General features: G+C 53.8%; 16 protein-coding genes. 7 read left to right on the forward strand and 9 right to left on the reverse strand.

All coding sequences use genetic code 11. The features are described from left to right. Nucleotides 1-70: 70 nt before the first annotated feature. Complete coding sequence (locus Q3O12_RS07905) at nucleotides 71-442, reverse strand: Mth938-like domain-containing protein (protein WP_301669983.1); 372 nt, start codon at nucleotides 440-442, stop codon at nucleotides 71-73. A gap of 195 nt (nucleotides 443-637) precedes the next feature. Between Q3O12_RS07905 and Q3O12_RS07910 the strand changes: the two genes are divergently transcribed. Next, on the forward strand, nucleotides 638-1,945 hold the full coding sequence (locus Q3O12_RS07910; protein ID WP_301669984.1) for a homoserine dehydrogenase: 1,308 nt from the start codon (nucleotides 638-640) through the stop codon (nucleotides 1,943-1,945). Further along, nucleotides 1,938-2,372, forward strand: a complete 435-nt coding sequence (locus tag Q3O12_RS07915) for a hypothetical protein (protein ID WP_301669985.1) — start codon at nucleotides 1,938-1,940, stop codon at nucleotides 2,370-2,372. The genes Q3O12_RS07910 and Q3O12_RS07915 overlap by 8 nt, the downstream gene beginning before the upstream one ends. 124 nt (nucleotides 2,373-2,496) lie before the next feature. Here the strand turns inward: Q3O12_RS07915 and Q3O12_RS07920 are convergent, their stop codons facing one another. After that, the gene (locus Q3O12_RS07920) at nucleotides 2,497-2,766 is read right to left on the reverse strand and encodes an HU family DNA-binding protein (protein ID WP_025458445.1); all 270 of its coding nucleotides are present in this window, start codon (nucleotides 2,764-2,766) and stop codon (nucleotides 2,497-2,499) included. Nucleotides 2,767-2,949: 183 nt separating this feature from the next. Beyond that, on the reverse strand, nucleotides 2,950-5,400 hold the full coding sequence (lon, locus tag Q3O12_RS07925; protein ID WP_301669986.1) for an endopeptidase La: 2,451 nt from the start codon (nucleotides 5,398-5,400) through the stop codon (nucleotides 2,950-2,952). Nucleotides 5,401-5,650: 250 nt separating this feature from the next. Here lon and Q3O12_RS07930 point away from each other — a divergent pair, with 250 nt between their 5' ends. Next, nucleotides 5,651-6,754 (forward strand): methyltransferase, encoded by a 1,104-nt coding sequence (locus tag Q3O12_RS07930; RefSeq protein ID WP_301669987.1) that lies wholly within the window; start codon nucleotides 5,651-5,653, stop codon nucleotides 6,752-6,754. A 27-nt stretch (nucleotides 6,755-6,781) separates the two neighbouring features. Here Q3O12_RS07930 and recD read toward each other — a convergent pair whose 3' ends face one another. The 3 genes from recD to Q3O12_RS07945 all read right to left on the reverse strand — a co-directional run bounded on the left by recD (nucleotide 6,782) and on the right by Q3O12_RS07945 (nucleotide 10,530). Further along, on the reverse strand, nucleotides 6,782-8,527 hold the full coding sequence (gene recD / locus Q3O12_RS07935) for an exodeoxyribonuclease V subunit alpha (protein WP_301669988.1): 1,746 nt from the start codon (nucleotides 8,525-8,527) through the stop codon (nucleotides 6,782-6,784). 67 nt (nucleotides 8,528-8,594) lie between these two features. Beyond that, on the reverse strand, nucleotides 8,595-9,290 hold the full coding sequence (gene lolD, locus Q3O12_RS07940; RefSeq protein ID WP_118803969.1) for a lipoprotein-releasing ABC transporter ATP-binding protein LolD: 696 nt from the start codon (nucleotides 9,288-9,290) through the stop codon (nucleotides 8,595-8,597). Continuing rightward, nucleotides 9,283-10,530 (reverse strand): lipoprotein-releasing ABC transporter permease subunit, encoded by a 1,248-nt coding sequence (locus tag Q3O12_RS07945; RefSeq protein ID WP_118811651.1) that lies wholly within the window; start codon nucleotides 10,528-10,530, stop codon nucleotides 9,283-9,285. The genes lolD and Q3O12_RS07945 overlap by 8 nt, the downstream gene beginning before the upstream one ends. A gap of 226 nt (nucleotides 10,531-10,756) precedes the next feature. Between Q3O12_RS07945 and Q3O12_RS07950 the strand changes: the two genes are divergently transcribed. Then, entirely contained in the window at nucleotides 10,757-11,035 is a 279-nt protein-coding gene (locus Q3O12_RS07950) for a hypothetical protein (protein WP_003714116.1), read from the forward strand. Between the two features lie 55 nt (nucleotides 11,036-11,090). Here the strand turns inward: Q3O12_RS07950 and recR are convergent, their stop codons facing one another. From recR to Q3O12_RS07965, 3 genes are all read right to left on the reverse strand, one after another. Further along, nucleotides 11,091-11,708 carry a recombination mediator RecR gene (gene recR, locus Q3O12_RS07955; RefSeq protein WP_167435434.1) on the reverse strand — a complete coding sequence of 206 codons (618 nt, stop codon included), beginning with the start codon at nucleotides 11,706-11,708 and terminating at the stop codon, nucleotides 11,091-11,093. A 66-nt stretch (nucleotides 11,709-11,774) separates the two neighbouring features. Continuing rightward, entirely contained in the window at nucleotides 11,775-13,313 is a 1,539-nt protein-coding gene (locus Q3O12_RS07960) for a SurA N-terminal domain-containing protein (RefSeq protein ID WP_301669989.1), read from the reverse strand. A gap of 80 nt (nucleotides 13,314-13,393) precedes the next feature. Beyond that, nucleotides 13,394-13,747 (reverse strand): arsenate reductase, encoded by a 354-nt coding sequence (locus Q3O12_RS07965; protein WP_301669990.1) that lies wholly within the window; start codon nucleotides 13,745-13,747, stop codon nucleotides 13,394-13,396. 150 nt (nucleotides 13,748-13,897) lie between these two features. Between Q3O12_RS07965 and Q3O12_RS07970 the strand changes: the two genes are divergently transcribed. From Q3O12_RS07970 to Q3O12_RS07980, 3 genes are all read left to right on the forward strand, one after another. Continuing rightward, on the forward strand, nucleotides 13,898-15,526 hold the full coding sequence (locus tag Q3O12_RS07970) for an ABC-F family ATPase (protein WP_118818924.1): 1,629 nt from the start codon (nucleotides 13,898-13,900) through the stop codon (nucleotides 15,524-15,526). Nucleotides 15,527-15,614: 88 nt separating this feature from the next. After that, complete coding sequence (locus tag Q3O12_RS07975) at nucleotides 15,615-16,868, forward strand: multifunctional CCA addition/repair protein (RefSeq protein WP_118846499.1); 1,254 nt, start codon at nucleotides 15,615-15,617, stop codon at nucleotides 16,866-16,868. A 119-nt stretch (nucleotides 16,869-16,987) separates the two neighbouring features. Beyond that, complete coding sequence (locus tag Q3O12_RS07980) at nucleotides 16,988-17,296, forward strand: hypothetical protein (RefSeq protein ID WP_002232489.1); 309 nt, start codon at nucleotides 16,988-16,990, stop codon at nucleotides 17,294-17,296. Nucleotides 17,297-17,364: the final 68 nt, after the last annotated feature.

Here is a 17,364-nt window from a genome sequence, read left to right on the forward strand (position 1 = left end):
AACATCATCGGGCGGAAAAAGCTCGTATTTTACCTGAAAGAAAGTGCTGATGCCGTCTGAAACGGGAAATTTACGGCTGAAGCCAAGCCCAGGCCCTGCGCCCTTCCGAGTGCAGGAAAACCAATGTCCTGAATGCCGAATCGGTATTCATGCATTCCACGCCGATTCCGACTCGGGAAAAATCCGCGATGATTTTGGGATGGATAAACTCCTGCGCCGCGCCCGTCCCGATAATCAATATTTCCGGATAGTCAACAGGTTTGATGTCGGACAACAGGTTTTCCGGAGTCAGGTCGGACAAGGTTCGGCATTGCGACAGGCAGACCGAATCCTTATGTACAAGCACGGGTTTATGGAAACTTTGCCCTGCCAATCGGATTTCGCCCGACCGGTGTGTATACTCTGCAAATTGTCCGTCTATCGGATTTTCTTCAAACAACATTTTTTTACCCCGTTTCCGCATCATCCGCACCGAAAGGGGTGCAAAATTAGGCGAATTAATGTAGGATTGACAGATTTCATCTGACCCGCCTGCCGGTTTCAGACGGCATTTGATTCAAAGTGCGGCACAATTATATCGGCAACGGATACTTTCGTCTTTCTATGTTCATATTCAATCGGCTTGCAAGGAGGCACAATGAAGCCAGTAAACATCGGTCTTTTAGGTTTGGGTACGGTCGGCGGCGGTACGGCTGCCGTGTTGCGGGACAACGCGGAGGAAATCTCCCGCCGTTTGGAACGAGAAGTGCGCATCAGTGCCGTATGCGACTTAAGCGAAGAAAAAGCCCACCAAATCTGCCCGTCCGCAGCCTTTGTCAAAGACCCGTTCGAACTGGTCGCGCGTGAAGACGTCGATGTCGTCGTCGAATTGTTCGGCGGTACCGGCATTGCCAAAGATGCGGTGTTGAAAGCCATTGAAAACGGTAAACACATCGTTACCGCCAACAAAAAACTGCTCGCCGAATACGGCAACGAAATCTTCCCGCTGGCGGAAGAAAAAAATGTCATGGTGCAATTTGAAGCGGCAGTCGCCGGCGGCATCCCGATTATCAAAGCCCTGCGCGAAGGTTTGGCGGCAAACCGAATCAAATCCATCGCTGGCATTATTAACGGCACCAGCAACTTCATCCTCTCCGAAATGCGCGAAAAAGGCAGCGCGTTTGCCGACGTATTGAAAGAAGCACAGGCGTTGGGCTACGCCGAAGCCGATCCGACCTTCGACATCGAAGGCAACGACGCAGGCCATAAAATCACCATCATGAGCGCGCTGGCATTCGGTACGCCGATGAACTTTTCCGCCTGCTACCTCGAAGGCATCAGCAAACTCGACAGCCGCGACATCAAATACGCCGAAGAACTTGGCTACCGCATCAAACTGTTGGGCATCACCCGCAAAACCGGCAAAGGCATCGAATTACGCGTCCACCCTACCCTAATTCCCGAAAGCCGCCTCTTGGCAAACGTCAACGGCGTGATGAACGCCGTGCGCGTCAATGCCGATATGGTTGGCGAAACCTTATATTACGGTGCGGGAGCGGGTGCATTGCCGACTGCTTCCGCCGTGGTTGCCGATATCATCGACATCGCCCGCCTGATCGAAGCTGATACAGGCCACCGCGTACCGCATCTGGCGTTCCAACCCGCCCAAGTCCAAGCGCAAACCATCCTGCCTATGGACGAAATCACCAGCAGCTACTACCTGCGCGTCCAAGCCAAAGACGAACCGGGCACGCTGGGGCAAATCGCCGCGCTGTTGGCACAAGAAAACGTGTCCATCGAAGCACTGATTCAAAAAGGCGTGATTGATCAGAGCACTGCCGAAATCGTGATTCTGACCCACAGCACGGTCGAAAAATACATCAAGTCGGCAATCGCAGCCATCGAAGCACTGGATTGCGTGGAAAAACCGATTACCATGATCCGTATGGAAAGCCTGCATGACTGAGCCGAAACACGAAATGTCCGCCGAAGAGCAGGCTGCGGCGCGTAAAAAAGCAAAAGCCAAAATCCGCACCATCCGCATTTGGGCGTGGGTCATTTTGGCGTTGCTCGCTTCAACCGCCCTGCTCTCCCAATGCGCGATGTCCAAACCGCAGGCGAAGCAGAGAATTGTCGAGTCTTGCGTGAAAAACATACCGTTTGCCGAAAAATGGCAGAACGATTTGAAAGCGCGCGGCTTGGATGCGGACAATACCCGCCTCGCCACCGATTACTGCAAATGTATGTGGGAACAGCCTTTGGACAGGTTGAGCGAGAAACAGATTAGTTCCTTCGGCAAACTCGGCGCACAAGAACAGCTTGACCTGCTCGGCGGTGCAAACGCGTTTGAAGCGCGCGACAGACAGTGCGTTGCTGATTTGAAAGCTGATTGAACCGCCGAACCGGAATGCCGTCTGAACACGGGAAAAGCGTTTCAGACGGCATTTTTTCAAGCTGACCAGCAGGACAAATAAAAAGCCGATTCTTCAAGGAATCGGCTTTTTACTGAAAAACAGTTTACAGTGCGTCTTTCAAAGCTTTGCCGGCGCGGAATTTAGGCGTTTTGGCAGCAGCAATGGTCAAAGGTTCGCCGGTTTTGGGATTGCGGCCTTGGCGTTCTGCACGTTCGCCGACGTAGAAAGTACCGAAACCGACCAAAGTAACGGTGTCGCCTTGTTTCAGGGCGTTGGTTACTGCATTGGTAGTGGCATCCAAAGCTTTTTGTGCAGCGGCTTTGGAAATGCCGGCTTCTTGAGCAATCGCTTCGATCAATTCAGACTTGTTCACAATCAGTCCCTTCCTGTCTTAAAAAATGATGAAATGCCCGAATACTCGGGGTTTGTACTGCTTGAGTAACTTTCGCTTTATAGCAATTCTGAAATTGCCGTGTCAAGAAAAAAATACGGAATCGCCCTATTTTACGGGCTTTCAGGGCAAACCCGCATCTTTTGCAACACATTTTTTACAAAATCAGTGTTTGGCCGCTTTCGCCCTTGACTTAGGCTTGGCGGCTTCAAGCGGCACTCCTTCGGCACTGAAAGGCGCAACCCGGGGTGTCGGCGGGCTTTCCAAGCCTAAAGCGAGGACTTCGTCTATCCATTTGACCGGATGGATAGACAGGCCGGTTTTCACGTTTTCAGGGATTTCTTCCAAGTCTTTGACGTTGTCTTTCGGAATCAGGACGTGTTTGATGCCGCCGCGCAAGGCTGCCAACAGTTTTTCCTTCAAACCGCCGATGGGCAAAACTTCGCCGCGCAGGGTAATTTCGCCCGTCATCGCCACATCGGCGCGTACCGGGATTTTGGTAAAGGCAGATACCGCCGCCAAGGTCATCGCAATACCCGCACTCGGGCCGTCTTTCGGCGTCGCGCCTTCGGGAACGTGGATGTGGATGTCTTTTTTCTCGTAAAAATCAGGAGCCAAACCCACTGATTCCGCGCGGGAGCGGACAACCGACCACGCTGCGGACACGGATTCTTTCATCACATCGCCCAACTGGCCGGTACACTGAATCACGCCTTTGCCCGGCAAGGCCGCAGCCTCGACGGTCAGCAATTCGCCGCCGACTTCCGTCCACGCCAAACCGGTAACCTGCCCGATGCGGTTTTCGCTTTCGGCAACGCCGTAATCGAAGCGGCGCACGCCCAAATAGTCGTGCAGGTTTTTCTCATTGACTTTAACCGCCTTAGGCTTGGCTTTTCCGGTTTTTTTGGTTTTTGCGTCTTCGTCCAAGGTAATCCGCATCACCACTTTGCGGCAGATTTTGGCAATCTCGCGGTCGAGCGAACGCACGCCCGCCTCACGGGTGTAGTAACGGATAATATCGCGCACCGCGCTTTCTTCGACGATTAATTCGCCTTCTTTCACGCCGTTGCGTTTCATTTGCTTCGGCACGAGATACTGCATCGCAATATTGATTTTCTCGTCTTCGGTATAGCCGGACAGACGGATGATTTCCATACGGTCGAGCAACGGAGTCGGGATATTCAGGCTGTTTGAAGTCGCAATAAACATCACATCGCTCAAATCGTAATCCACTTCCGCATAATGATCGGCAAACTTGTTGTTTTGTTCGGGATCAAGCACCTCGAGCAACGCGCTGGCGGGATCGCCTCGGAAGTCGTTGCCCAATTTGTCGATTTCGTCGAGCAGGAACAAGGGGTTTTTTACGCCGGCTTTTGCCATATTCTGCAGAATCTTACCGGGCATAGAGCCGATATAGGTGCGGCGGTGTCCCCGGATTTCGCTTTCGTCGCGCACGCCGCCCAAAGCCATGCGGACATATTTCCGCCCCGTTGCTTTGGCGATGGATTCGCCCAAAGAGGTTTTGCCCACGCCCGGAGGACCGACCAGGCACAGAATCGGGCCTTTGAGTTTGTCCATACGTTTTTGGACGGCGAGGTATTCCAAAATCCGTTCTTTGACTTTTTCCAAGCCGTAGTGATCTGTATCCAGCACCAGTCCGGCTTTGGCGATGTCTTTGCTGACGCGGGATTTTTTCTTCCACGGCAGCTCGAGCAAAGTGTCGATGTAGTTGCGTACGACGGTGGATTCCGCAGACATCGGCGGCATCATTTTGAGCTTTTTCAGTTCGGACAGGCATTTTTCTTCCGCTTCTTTGGTCATACCCGCCTTTTTGATATCTGCTTCCAAGGCATCCAGTTCGCCGTTTTCGTCTTCTTCGCCCAGTTCTTTGTGTATCGCTTTAATCTGTTCGTTCAGATAATATTCGCGTTGGGATTTTTCCATTTGGCGTTTGACGCGTCCGCGTATGCGTTTTTCGGCCTGCATAATGTCAAGTTCGGATTCCAGCTGTGCCAGCAGGAATTCCATCCGTTTGCCGATTTCGGGAATCTCCAAAATCTGTTGGCGTTGTGCCAGTTTCAACTGCAAATGCGCTGCGACCGTATCGGTTAGCCGGCTGTTTTCGGCAATGCCGTTGATGCTGCCGATGATTTCGGCAGGGATTTTTTTATTGAGTTTGGCGTATTGTTCAAACTGCGCCAACAGGGTGCGGCGCACGGCTTCGAGGTCGGGATTGCCGCCCGTGTCTTCTTCCGCGACCGCCTCTATATGGGAAACGAACAGCCCGCCCGTGTCTTCAATGGTCAGGACGCGTCCGCGATACAGCCCTTCAACCAGCACTTTTACCGTGCCGTCCGGCAGTTTCAATACCTGTAAGACTTGTGCGACGGTACCGGTCTGATACAGGTCTGCGGCTGCGGGGTTTTCCACTGCGGCATCGGTTTGCGCCAACAGGAAAACCGGTTCCTCGCGGGTAATGGCGTTTTCCAGCGCGGCGATGGATTTCTCCCTGCCGACAAACAGCGGCAGAACCATATGCGGGTAAACGACGACATCCCGCAAAGGAAGGGTTGCCAAGGCGGCATATTCCTCAAAATGCTTTTCTTTTTGTGTCATAGGTACTCTCTTGTGTCTGACAGAATACGGATTGCCGCGTAAATTGGGGTTGAAAGCATTATTTCAAGCATACGCGGTTTATTTATGGAGTTTGATGCGATGCCGTCTGAAACATTCCGGCTTCAGACGGCATGGGCTTGGAAAGACAAGGCAGGAACAAAAAACAGTTCTGTGTTGCCGCTCCTTGCTGTACCATCCGTATGGTTTGCGGTTCTGCCGCCCTATTTTCAAAACATGACGCAGGTATCCCATGTCTTCTTTTATTTTTCCCGATAACGGGTTCAAATGGCGCAACGAAAGTCTGCAAAAACCGCCCAAAGGTTGGCATTATGTCCGCGAAAGCGGCGCAGACGGCATTTTGAAGGCTGCCTATCAAAATATTGCAACTGTCTGGCAGGGCGATTTCCACAATGCGAAACAGGTGCTTTCGGCAATGAAGAAGAAGGTCCGCAAACCTGCCGCCGTCCGTTCTGATGCGGATATCGCCGCCCTTTTCCACGCCCACCGTATGAAGCAGGCGCAACAGAGCCGTATTCTGAATATGCTTGCCGTTGAAATCTGCCCCGGTTTTGTGTTGGACAACAAACGCGCGCCCGATATACGCGCCGCCTTGCTCGACGTGTACGGCAAGCCTAACGTCAAGCCTTTTTTTCTCCCGCTCAACCTGCTGCTTGGATTTATAGGTGCGCACGAGTGGCATAAAAAGGGCGTTGCCGTTTCCCAAGCCGGCGGGCGGATATATGTCCCTTTCGGCGTATTTTCGCCCTTGCGCGGCGAATATCTCGATTTGCTCGCCCAAGCGCCGGCAGAGGGGTTTCAGACGGCATTGGACATCGGGACGGGTTCGGGCGTGCTTGCCGCGATATTGGCAAAACAGGGGATTCCTTCCGTGATAGGGACGGACACCAATCCGAGGGCGGTTGCCTGCGCCCGGGCCAATATCGCCCGGCTGGGTTTGGAAAAACAGGTTGAAATACGGGAAACCGATATGTTCCCCGATATGCGTGCCGATTTGATTGTCTGCAACCCGCCGTGGCTGCCCGCCAAGCCGACTTCCGCCGTCGAATCCGCATTATATGACCCCGATTCTGCGATGTTGGCCGCGTTTTTAAGGGATGCGCCGAAACATCTGAATCCCGACGGCGAAATCCGCCTGATTATTTCCGACCTTGCAGAGCATTTGGGGCTGCGTCCTGCCGATTTTTTGGAAAAGGCATTTATCCGGGCGGGTTTGCGTGTTGCCGATATGATGAAAACCAAGCCGAAGCACAAAAAAGCCGCGAATCCGAGCGATCCGCTTGCTTTTGCGCGAACCCGGGAAACCACTTTCCTATACCGTTTGAAAAAGGCATAAGGGGCGGCGGCGCGGCATTCGTGCGGATTATCCTTGTGAAAATACCCGCCCAAGCATACTGCCCAATGCCGTCTGACGGGTTTTGACGGTGGCGGCGGCTTGCCGGAAGGCTTCTTCCCCGCCGAAAAATACGAACTTTTCCCTCGCGCGGGTAATGGCTGTGTAAAGCAGCTCCCTGCTCAAGCCGGAAAGCGCATCGTCCTCTTCGTTCGAAGGTGCTGCAGAGGGCGGCAGCAGCCAGACTTCCCGATATTCCGAACCTTGGCTTTTATGGACGGTCAGCGCGAAAGCGGGTTCGAAATCGGGCAGGCAGCTGACTGCAACCTTTTTAAACCCGTCCGCATCGGCAAAATAGGCGGCAAGGCTGCCCTGCCGTCCGACATCTTCCATAATCAGTCCGATGTCGCCGTTGAACAGTTCGAGCGCGTAGTCGTTCTGCCTGATCATAATCGGCTCTCCGGCAAAATATGCCGGATGTTCCGGTATGTTCATTTTGCGGCGTACATGGCTGCAATAGGCTTCGTTGAAGTCTTCCGCATCCTGCCGCCAAGCTGCAAGGACGACGATATCCGAGATGCCCGCATAGGCGGATTCGATGTTGCCTTCGTCTACCGCCTGCCAATAGGCTTTGTGAGTCCGGTACAACCTTTCGACCTGAGCGTTCAGACGGCATTCCGAATGTTCCAGTTCGTCCGGAAACCGGTCAAACAATGCCCACGCCCCCTCATCACCCGATACGGCGGCACGGGCAAGGCAGCCGATGCCGCTGTTGTCGCCGAAGCGGTGGCTGAACGACAGATGGGCGGTGTTTTGCGCCAACACGGGCGGATTTGCGCTGACGCTGAAACCGTGTTCCGGAAGGAAGCCGGCCAGCCTTTGGTGCGTTTCTCCGTCCAAAACGGTTTTTTGCGACAAAACGGACAGCACCGCCCCGATTCCGACAGACGGGAGCTGGTTTTCATCCCCCAGCAGAATCACTCGCGCCCCTGTTTTAACGGCCTTTAAAAGCTGAAGCATCAATACCGTATCCAGCATCGAAGCTTCATCGATAATCAATACGTCAAACAGCAGCGGGTAAACAGGGTTGAACGCCGCCTGCATTTTGGGCGGGCGCAGTTTCAGCAGGCGGTGGACGGTTTGCCCTTCCAATTTAAGCAGATGGCGGCGGACGTTGTCCGGAGCGTCAAAACTGTTGATTGCACGGTGCAGCGCGCGCGCCATATGTGCCGCCGCTTTGCCCGTCGGTGCGGCAAGCGCGATGTTGGGAAGATTTTCGTCTTCACCGCAAATCAGCGCCAGCAGTTTGGCAACCGTTGTCGTTTTACCCGTCCCGGGTCCGCCGGTAATCACCATAAAAGACTGCAACAGTGCCAAGGCGGCGGCATCGCGCTGCCCTTCGCTGCCCGTGCCTTGAAACCATTTTGCGAGGTTTTGCCTCGCGCCTGCCGCGTCGGGGGCGGACGTGTCGGCTGCCGCCAAGCGTTTTATCTCGGCAGCCAAATCGTATTCCAACTGCCACATCCTGCCCAAAAACAGCCTTCTGCCTTCCAAAATCAAAGGCGCGGCGGATGTTCCGACCACGGGTGCGAGTGCCGGCAGCGCGCCAGCCTCGCCACTGCTCAAACGGATAAACGAATGACCGTTCTGCAATGCCTGAAACAGGCGTTCGGTACAGTTTGCAAGCACTTCGCTGCCTGAACCCGCATAGCGTTCCAAAAAACGGATTGCCGCCCTTGCCGCTGCTTGGGCAAATTCATCTGTCTGCCGTTCCATCGTATTCCTTGTCGAAATGCCGTCTGAAGGCGCGGGGCTTCAGACGGCGCGGTGTTGTTTCGGATGTTTAGGCGTTTGCGCCCTGCTTGGTGTGCAGGCTGCCGTCCTTCATAACCATCACGCGCTCGAAGCGGCCGGCGAGTTCGTCGTCGTGCGTTACGACCACCAGCCCCGTTCCCAATTCTGTTTTCAGTTCCAGCATCATATCCAAAACATTCCTGGCGTTCGCACGGTCGAGATTGCCGGTCGGTTCGTCGGCAAGCAGGCATTTGGGTTGGGTGACCAGGGCGCGTGCAATGGCGGCACGCTGCCGCTCACCGCCTGAAAGTTCGCCCGCGCGGTGCGTCGAACGCTGTTTCAGTCCGACCTTGTCGAGCATCGACATTGCCGTTTCTGCCGCCTCTTCACGGCTTTTTTTGCCGATCAGAAGCGGCATCATCACGTTTTCCAGTGCCGAAAATTCAGGCAGAAGATGGTGGAACTGGTACACGAAACCGAGATGGCGGTTGCGCAGGATGCCCAGTTGTCGCTGGCTTAATGTACGCAAATCCTCGCCCATCAGCAGCACCCTGCCTTCAGACGGCATATCCAGCCCGCCCAAAATATGCAGCAGCGTCGATTTGCCGCTGCCCGAAGAACCGATGATGCCGGTGCTTTCCCCCGCGCGGATTTCCAAATCCAAGCCGTGCAGCACCGGAACGTCCAAACCGCCGTCCCGATAGCGTTTGCCCACGCCTTCGCATTTCAAAATCAACTCACTCATAACGCAAAGCCTCCGCCGGTTGGGTTTTTGACGCGCGCCAGCTCGGGTAGAGCGTGGCAACGAAAGACAGTCCCAAAGAAATGCAGGCAATCAGGGCAACGTCGCCCATATCGACATCACTGGGCAGGTAGTCGATAAAATAAACCTGAGAATTGATGAGGTGGACACCGAGCAGGTTTTCAAAAAACGCCACGACCCTGCCGACATTCCAACCCAAAAGCACGCCGCAGACCACCCCCGCCAGCGTGCCGAAAAAGCCTGAAAACGCGCCCTGCACCATAAAAATCTTCATCACGCCAGCAGGGGAAAGACCCAAAGTCCGCAAAATCGCAATGTCCGCCTGCTTTTCCGTAACCGCCATTACCAAGGAAGAGACAAGGTTGAACGCCGCCACGGCGATAATCAGCGTCAGGATGATGAACATCATCCGTTTTTCCAGTTCGACCGCCTCAAAATAGCTGCGGTTGCTGTACGTCCAATCGCGCACCCAAACCGCGTCCCTTTGCGCCTCCGGAATCAGTGTTGCCGTCAATGCGGGGGCGTTTTGCGGGTCGGAGAGTTTCAGCCGCAGCCCCGCAACTTCCTTATCCAAGCGGTACAGTACGCGCGCGTCTTGGATATGCGTCATCGCCAATGAGTTGTCCACTTCGTAAACGCCCGTCTTGACCAGGCCGACCACGGTAAACTGCTTCAGGCGCGGTACGACTCCGGCGGGGGTAACGTTACCCTCCGGCGTGATGACGGTAACTTTATTGCCGACTTCCGCACCCAAAGCCTCCGCCAAACCGACACCGAGGATAATGTCAAACTCGCCCGGAATCAGGTCTTCAAACTTGCCTGCCGGCATTTTGTCGCCGTATTCCACCACTTTGCGCTCTTCAGACGGCAAAATGCCGCGCATCTGCACGCCCCTGATTTCGCCCGCGTTTGCCAGCAATGCCTGATTGGAAACATAGGGCGCGGCAGCCAAAATACCTTTGCGGTTTTCGGTAAACCGAAGCAGGTTGCGCCAATCCGTATCCGTATTGTCGATATAGCCGATTTCGGCGTGCGGCGCGACATTCAGGAGCTGCCCGCGTATTTCTTTCTGAAAGCCGTTCATAACCGATAAGACGACAATCAGCGCGGTTACGCCCAAGGCGATTCCGGCAATCGAAACCATCGTGATAAACGACATAAAGCCGTTGCGCTTTTTCGCCCTGAGATACCTCAAGCCTATCCAAGCCTCTAGAGAAAACATAACGCTACCTTAAAAATGTCTGCAAATGTACCGCCCCCGGACGGTGGTTTGGGGGCGGCGGCAAAAGTTTATTGTACCGTAAAACCCCGGCAGCGTCCGAACGGCAGGCTGTGTAAATAAAGACGCGGTATGTGGCAAATTCGGAAAAACAGGGCGGAAAACTTGCACAACGTGCCGAACTGCCCTATCCTTCTCTTGAAACAAAACCTTTTCTTTAAGGAAAACAATGAATATCAGGAAAATCTCTGCTTTGTGTGCTGTTGCCGTTTTTACTGTTTCGACAGCCTATGCCAAAGAAATCAAAATCGATGCCAACAACACGCCTTATTCCGAAGCCGACGCGCAAAAGCTGGCGGCAACGGCAGTCGGTATGGGCGTTAAAGAACCTGTCAGCCTGAACGGCGGCAGCGGCAGCATTACCGTGTCCGGCAGCAGCGCGACACAGTGCGTGTTCAAAGTCGGCAACGGAGGCGCATTGCAGATTCAAGGGCTAAACTGCAAGTAAACCGCCCGGAAAAATGCCGTCTGAAGGCTTCAGACGGCATTTTGCATTGGCGGCGTTACGCCCCGCCTTCTTTAATCAGGCGGCGTTCGTACACCGCCTGCGCCAGCGTTCCCGCATCGACATATTCCAATTCGCCGCCTAAGGGGATGCCCTGCGACAGCCTGCTGACTTTGTAAGGCAGGTTTTTGAAAAACTCGGACAGGACATATGCCGTCGCATTGCCTTCTGCGGTAAAGGCGGTTGCAATAATGATTTCTTCGACTTCCCCGCCGCCCAGCCGTTGCGCCAGCCTATCCAATGCGATGGCGGATACGTCCATTCCCAATGCCGTATTGATTTGCCCCATCAGGACGAAATACATCCCGTCGTGGCAGTTTGCCGCTTCCATATTCGACACGTCGGCAGGCATATGCACCACCATCAGCCGCCGACCGTCGCGTGTTTCATCGGCACAAATATCGCACAATCCGCCTTCGCAAAACGTGTTGCACCTCGCGCAATGGTGAACCTGCTTCAATGCTGTCTGCAAGGCATCCGCCAGCTCTTCAGCCTCTTTGCGCTTGTGCTGCAACAGATGGTACGCCATCCGCTGTGCCGATTTCGGCCCGACGTTGGGCAATACTTTCAGCGCACCGATCAGCCTTTGGAAGGCATCCTGTTTTTTGGAATTCATCATACTCCGCCATATGGGAAAACGGTCGGAATATTCCGACCGTTATGTCGTCAACAAAAGTGTCAATTACTGACCGTCGCCGTTGTCGACCGATTGCGCTCCTTTGGTCTGTTTGATTTTGCCGTTGAAATAGCGGATCAGCAGGTCGAAGGTATTGGCAGACTGCTGTTGCGCCAAAGCCTGTTTCGCAGGAGGGATGCGCGCGGCGGTATCATCGGGCGGAGTAACCGCCTGTACTTCGACAATCACGGGTGCCGGCAGGCCGGTCAGTCTGACATAGGCGGGTTTGCCGTTTGCAGGTTTTGCTTTCAGCAGTTCCGCATAAGCCTCGGGCGGCATGGACTGCCTTGCCTGCTGCGCGCCCAAAATAGACACTTCCGACCATTTCACGTCAACTGCCTTGCCTCCGCTCAACTGCGCCAGCGTTTCTTTTGCCTTGTTTTCGGCAAGTTTGGCGGCTTCAGCGCGGATATAAGCCTGACGCACCGCATCTTTGGCTTCTTCAAACGGTAAGGTTTTTTCTTCGCGGACTTCTTTGGCACGGACGACCCATGCGGTTTCATTATTGATAGACAATACTTCGGAATTGTGTTTTTTCTTCAATACGTCGTCGCTGAATACGGCATTGATCAGGTTTTCGGGCATACCGGACATTTGCGCGTCCTGCCTGCTCAACCACGTATCTTGAGTTTCCACTTTCAAACCGCTGTTTTTGGCGGCTTCGGCAAGCGAGGAAGGATGGTTGAACGCGTCATCGCCCAGCTTTTCTTTTGCCTTATTGAAGTCGGCAACCGCCTTTTTCATTTTCAATTCGTTCTCAACGGCGGCTTTTTCCTGCTCGAAAGAAGGTTTGGCTTCATTTGCCGGCAAACGCGCCACGCGCTCTTCAAACGCATTTTTCACTTCCGTTTCACTGACGTTCTGCTTGTCTGCAAAATCCTTCAGATTCAGGGCGACATATTCCAATTTGACCGCCTGCGGCAGCAGGTAGTCTTTTTTGTTCGCATTATAAAATTTCTGCAAATCGGCTTCAGACGCTTTGACTTGGGCGATGAATTCGTCGGGGTTGAAAGTGTGCGAACGGATGGTGCGGTTGACCTGGGTCAGCCTGATCAGCTGTTCCGCCTGCGCGTCGCCGACCAATACGCCGTTTTGGACAAGGTTTACCAAATTCTGTAAGGCAAACTGATCGCGGATTTCTTCGACAAACTGGTCTTCAGACATATGGCGTTGCGACAGGTAGCGGTTTAAAAGCGCGTGGTCGAATTTGCCGCCTGCATCGTGAAAATTAGGATCGTCTACAATAATCTGTTTGATTTGTTCGGAAGAAACCGAAATACCCATCAGTTTTGCACCTTGTTTCAGATAGGCGCGTTGCAGCAGGGATTGGAATACGGCATCGCGTGACGGGCTGCCGCCGTCCGCCTGTTCGTTTTGGACGGCGGCATTAAGCGACTGCTCACTGATTTTCTCGTCTCCGACTCGGACGATGTAGTCGGCGCCCGGATGGGATACCGTGCTGACCCCGAAGCCGACGAAGGTTAATGCGATCAGCCCCAAAAGGACTTGGGCGGGAGTTTTGTATTTTTCGATGGAATGGAACATATTTTAAATCGGGATATGGAATGGAATCGGGAAATTCAAGCGGCGTATTGTAACGGTTTTTATACGCGTCTGCACGAAGGTTAAGGTTTGAACATCTCCCGATAAGATTCTTCGCTGAAGCCGGCGTAAACCCTGCCGCCGCACTCCAATACGGGACGCTTGATCAGGCTCGGCATTTCGGACATCAGTTTGACGGCCTCCGCCGTCGAGGACAGGGCTTTTTGCTGCGTTTCGGCATTGAGTTTGCGCCAGCTTGTCCCGCGTTTGTTGAGCAGGGTTTCCAAAGGCACTTGTTCCAGCCACGAGCAGATTTCCGCTTCAGACGGCCTCTGTTTCTTAAAATCCCGAAATTCAAACTCCAAGCCGTATCCGGCAAGCCTGTTTTTGGCTTTTTTGACCGTGTCGCAGTTGGGAATGCCGTGAAGGATTATCATTTGGAAACCTTTTGCCTGAAATAATAAAGCCGATATTTTACTATAAGTGTCTGAAAATTTGCCCGTCTGTTTCAGACGGTAAGGGGGTTATGTTATAATCCGAAAATTCAACAAATTTAATCTATTGTTCAATATAAGGTTTTACCCATAATGATTTCTACCAACGGCATTACCATGCAGTTCGGCGCGAAGCCGCTGTTTGAAAACGTATCCGTCAAATTCGGCGAAGGCAACCGCTACGGCTTGATCGGCGCGAACGGCTCGGGCAAATCCACCTTCATGAAAATCCTCGGCGGCGATTTGGAACAGACGGCCGGCGAAGTAGCGATTGAAAACGGCGTGCGTTTGGGTAAATTGCGCCAAGACCAGTTTGCCTACGAAGAGATGCGCGTGCTGGACGTGGTAATGATGGGGCATACCGAAATGTGGGCGGCGATGACCGAACGCGACGCGATTTACGCCAACCTCGAAGCCACCGAAGACGACTACATGAAAGCCGCCGAACTGGAAGCCAAGTTCGCCGAATACGACGGCTACACCGCCGAAGCGCGCGCCGCCGAATTATTGAGCGGCGTGGGCATTTCCGAAGATTTGCACAATGCGAAAATGGCGGAAGTCGCCCCAGGCTTCAAACTGCGCGTATTGCTGGCGCAAGCCCTGTTCTCCAAGCCGGATGTGCTGTTGCTTGACGAACCGACCAATAACTTGGACATCAACACCATCCGCTGGTTGGAAGGCGTGTTGAACCAATATGATTCCACGATGATCATCATCTCGCACGACCGTCACTTTTTGAACGAAGTCTGCACCCACATGGCGGATTTGGACTACAACACCATCACCATCTATCCGGGCAACTACGACGACTATATGCTCGCTTCCGCCCAATCGCGTGAGCGCGCCCTGAAAGACAATGCCAAGGCGAAGGAAAAATTGCAGGAATTGCAAGAATTTGTGGCGCGGTTCAGTGCCAACAAATCCAAAGCCCGTCAGGCAACCAGCCGTCTGAAACAGGCAGACAAAATCAAATCGGAGATGGTCGAAGTCAAACCGTCTACCCGTCAAAACCCGTATATCCGTTTTGAAGCCGACGAAAAAGCCAAGCTGCACCGTCAGGCTGTAGAAGTGGAAAAACTGGCGAAACGCTTTGAAACCCAGTTGTTTAAAAACCTGAACTTCATCCTCGAAGCGGGACAACGCCTCGCCATCATCGGCCCGAACGGCGCAGGTAAATCTACCTTGCTGAAACTCTTGGCGGGCGCGTACAACCCCGAATATTCAGACGGCCTGCTGCCGGACGAAGGCAGCATCAAATGGGCGGAAAAAGCCAGCGTCGGCTACTATCCGCAAGATCACGAAAACGACTTCGATGTCGATATGGATTTGAGCGAATGGATGCGCCAATGGGGTCAGGAAGGCGACGACGAACAAGTCATCCGGGGCACTTTGGGGCGTTTGCTCTTCGGCAGCAACGATGTCGTGAAAAAAGTAAAGGTTCTCTCCGGTGGCGAAAAAGGCCGTATGCTGTACGGCAAACTGCTGCTGTTGAAACCCAATGTCTTGGTCATGGACGAACCGACCAACCATATGGACATGGAAAGCATCGAATCCTTGAACATGGCGCTGGAAAAATATAAGGGCACGCTGATTTTCGTGTCGCACGACCGCCAATTTGTCTCCTCGCTCGCCACGCAGATTATCGAACTGGACGGCAAGGGCGGTTACGAACATTACCTGGGCGATTACGAAAGCTATTTGGAGAAAAAAGGCGTAGCATAAGCGCAACCCCTCCGGTTGGAACAATGCCGTCTGAAGCCGCTTCAGACGGCATTCTTGATAACTTTAATAACTTTAAAACACAAAGCATATGCAGACTTACCTCGTCGGCGGCGCCGTCCGCGATTATCTTTTGGGCTTGCCCGTCAAAGACCGCGATTGGGTGGTCGTCGGTGCAGACGCGCAAACGATGCAGGCGCAAGGTTTCCAGCCAGTCGGCAAAGACTTTCCCGTGTTTCTCCATCCCGAAACACACGAAGAATACGCCCTCGCCCGCACCGAACGCAAAACCGCCAAAGGCTATGCCGGTTTCAGTTTCCACGCCGACAAAGACGTTACGCTGGAGCAGGATTTGATGCGCCGCGACCTGACCATCAACGCGATGGCGCAAGATGCGGACGGCAAGATTATCGACCCTTTCGGCGGACAACGGGATTTGGCGGCAGGCATTTTGCGCCACGTTTCCCCGGCCTTTGCCGAAGACCCCGTCCGCATCCTGCGTACTGCCCGCTTTGCCGCGCGCTACGGATTTGAAATCGCCGAAGAAACCATGAAGCTGATGCGGCAGATGGTGGAAAACGGCGAAGCGGACGCATTGGTTGCCGAACGCGTCTGGCAGGAATTGGCGAAAGGTTTGATGGAAAAAAATCCCCGAAAGATGATTGAAGTGTTGCGCGAATGCGGCGCGCTCAAAGTCTTGCTGCCCGAAGTCGATGCCCTCTTCGGCGTGCCGCAACGCGCCGACTACCATCCCGAAATCGACAGCGGCATCCATACCCTGATGACGCTGCAACGCGCCGCCAATATGGGTTTGAGCCTGCCCGAACGCTATGCCGCCCTGCTGCACGATTTGGGCAAAGCCAAAACGCCGTCCGACATCCTGCCGCGCCACCACGGACACGACCTCGCCGGTGTCGAACCCGTGCGCGAAGTCAATCAGCGGCTGCGCGCGCCGAAATATTGCGCCGAGCTTGCCGAATTGGTTTGCCGTTGGCACATTATTTTCCACCAAGTCGGACAGCTTAAAAGCCAAACCATTCTGAACGTTTTGAAAAAAACCGACGCTTTCAGACGACCCGAACGCTTCTCCGCTGCCTTAAACGTCTGCATTGCCGACACGCAAGGCCGTCTGAACCGCGAACACACGCCCTACCCCCAGCGCGCGCACTGGCTTGCTCTGCTCGAAGCCGCCAATCAGGCGGATTCGGGCAAAATCGCCGCCGAATGCCGCGCACAAGGAAAAGCGCACCTTATCGCCGAACAAATCGACCGGGCGCGGCTGGCACAAATCGCCCCGTTGCAAAAAGCGTTCCGGGCGGCGCAAGACAAAACAGAAAAACATTAAAACGCCCAATGCAGCCACTTTTAAAGTTTTGAGGACGATACCCGATCCAAGCTTTAAAACAGCCGCCGCCATATCCGCTATAATTCACGCTTCAGCCATCCCGCCCCCAACATAAAATCATGACCCTGAAAACCGATTTATTGCCTAAAATCAACAACGAAGATTACCAACGCCTCATCCTCAAACACAGTGCGGAATTTAGCGGTGGCGAAATCCGCCTGTTGAACGAAATCCTCGAAAAATTCAATTTCGACGTTGTTCAGGCGCAGGCGTTGGCGCAGGCGGTGATGCAGCAAGTCCGCTTCGACCCCAACGCTTATCACATCGACAGCGACGATGAAGACACCACAGGCATCTGCCCCCACTGCATCAACCCGCCTATGCCGCCCCTGCGCGACTATCTCGTTTGGCGCGAAACGCGCGGATAAAACGCTTTTGACCGTTATCTTTCCAATGCCGTCTGAAACGCCGCCGACCGTTCGGACGGCATACCCGA

The sequence above is a fragment of the Neisseria benedictiae genome (assembly GCF_958267435.1).
GTDB lineage: Bacteria > Pseudomonadota > Gammaproteobacteria > Burkholderiales > Neisseriaceae > Neisseria > Neisseria bergeri.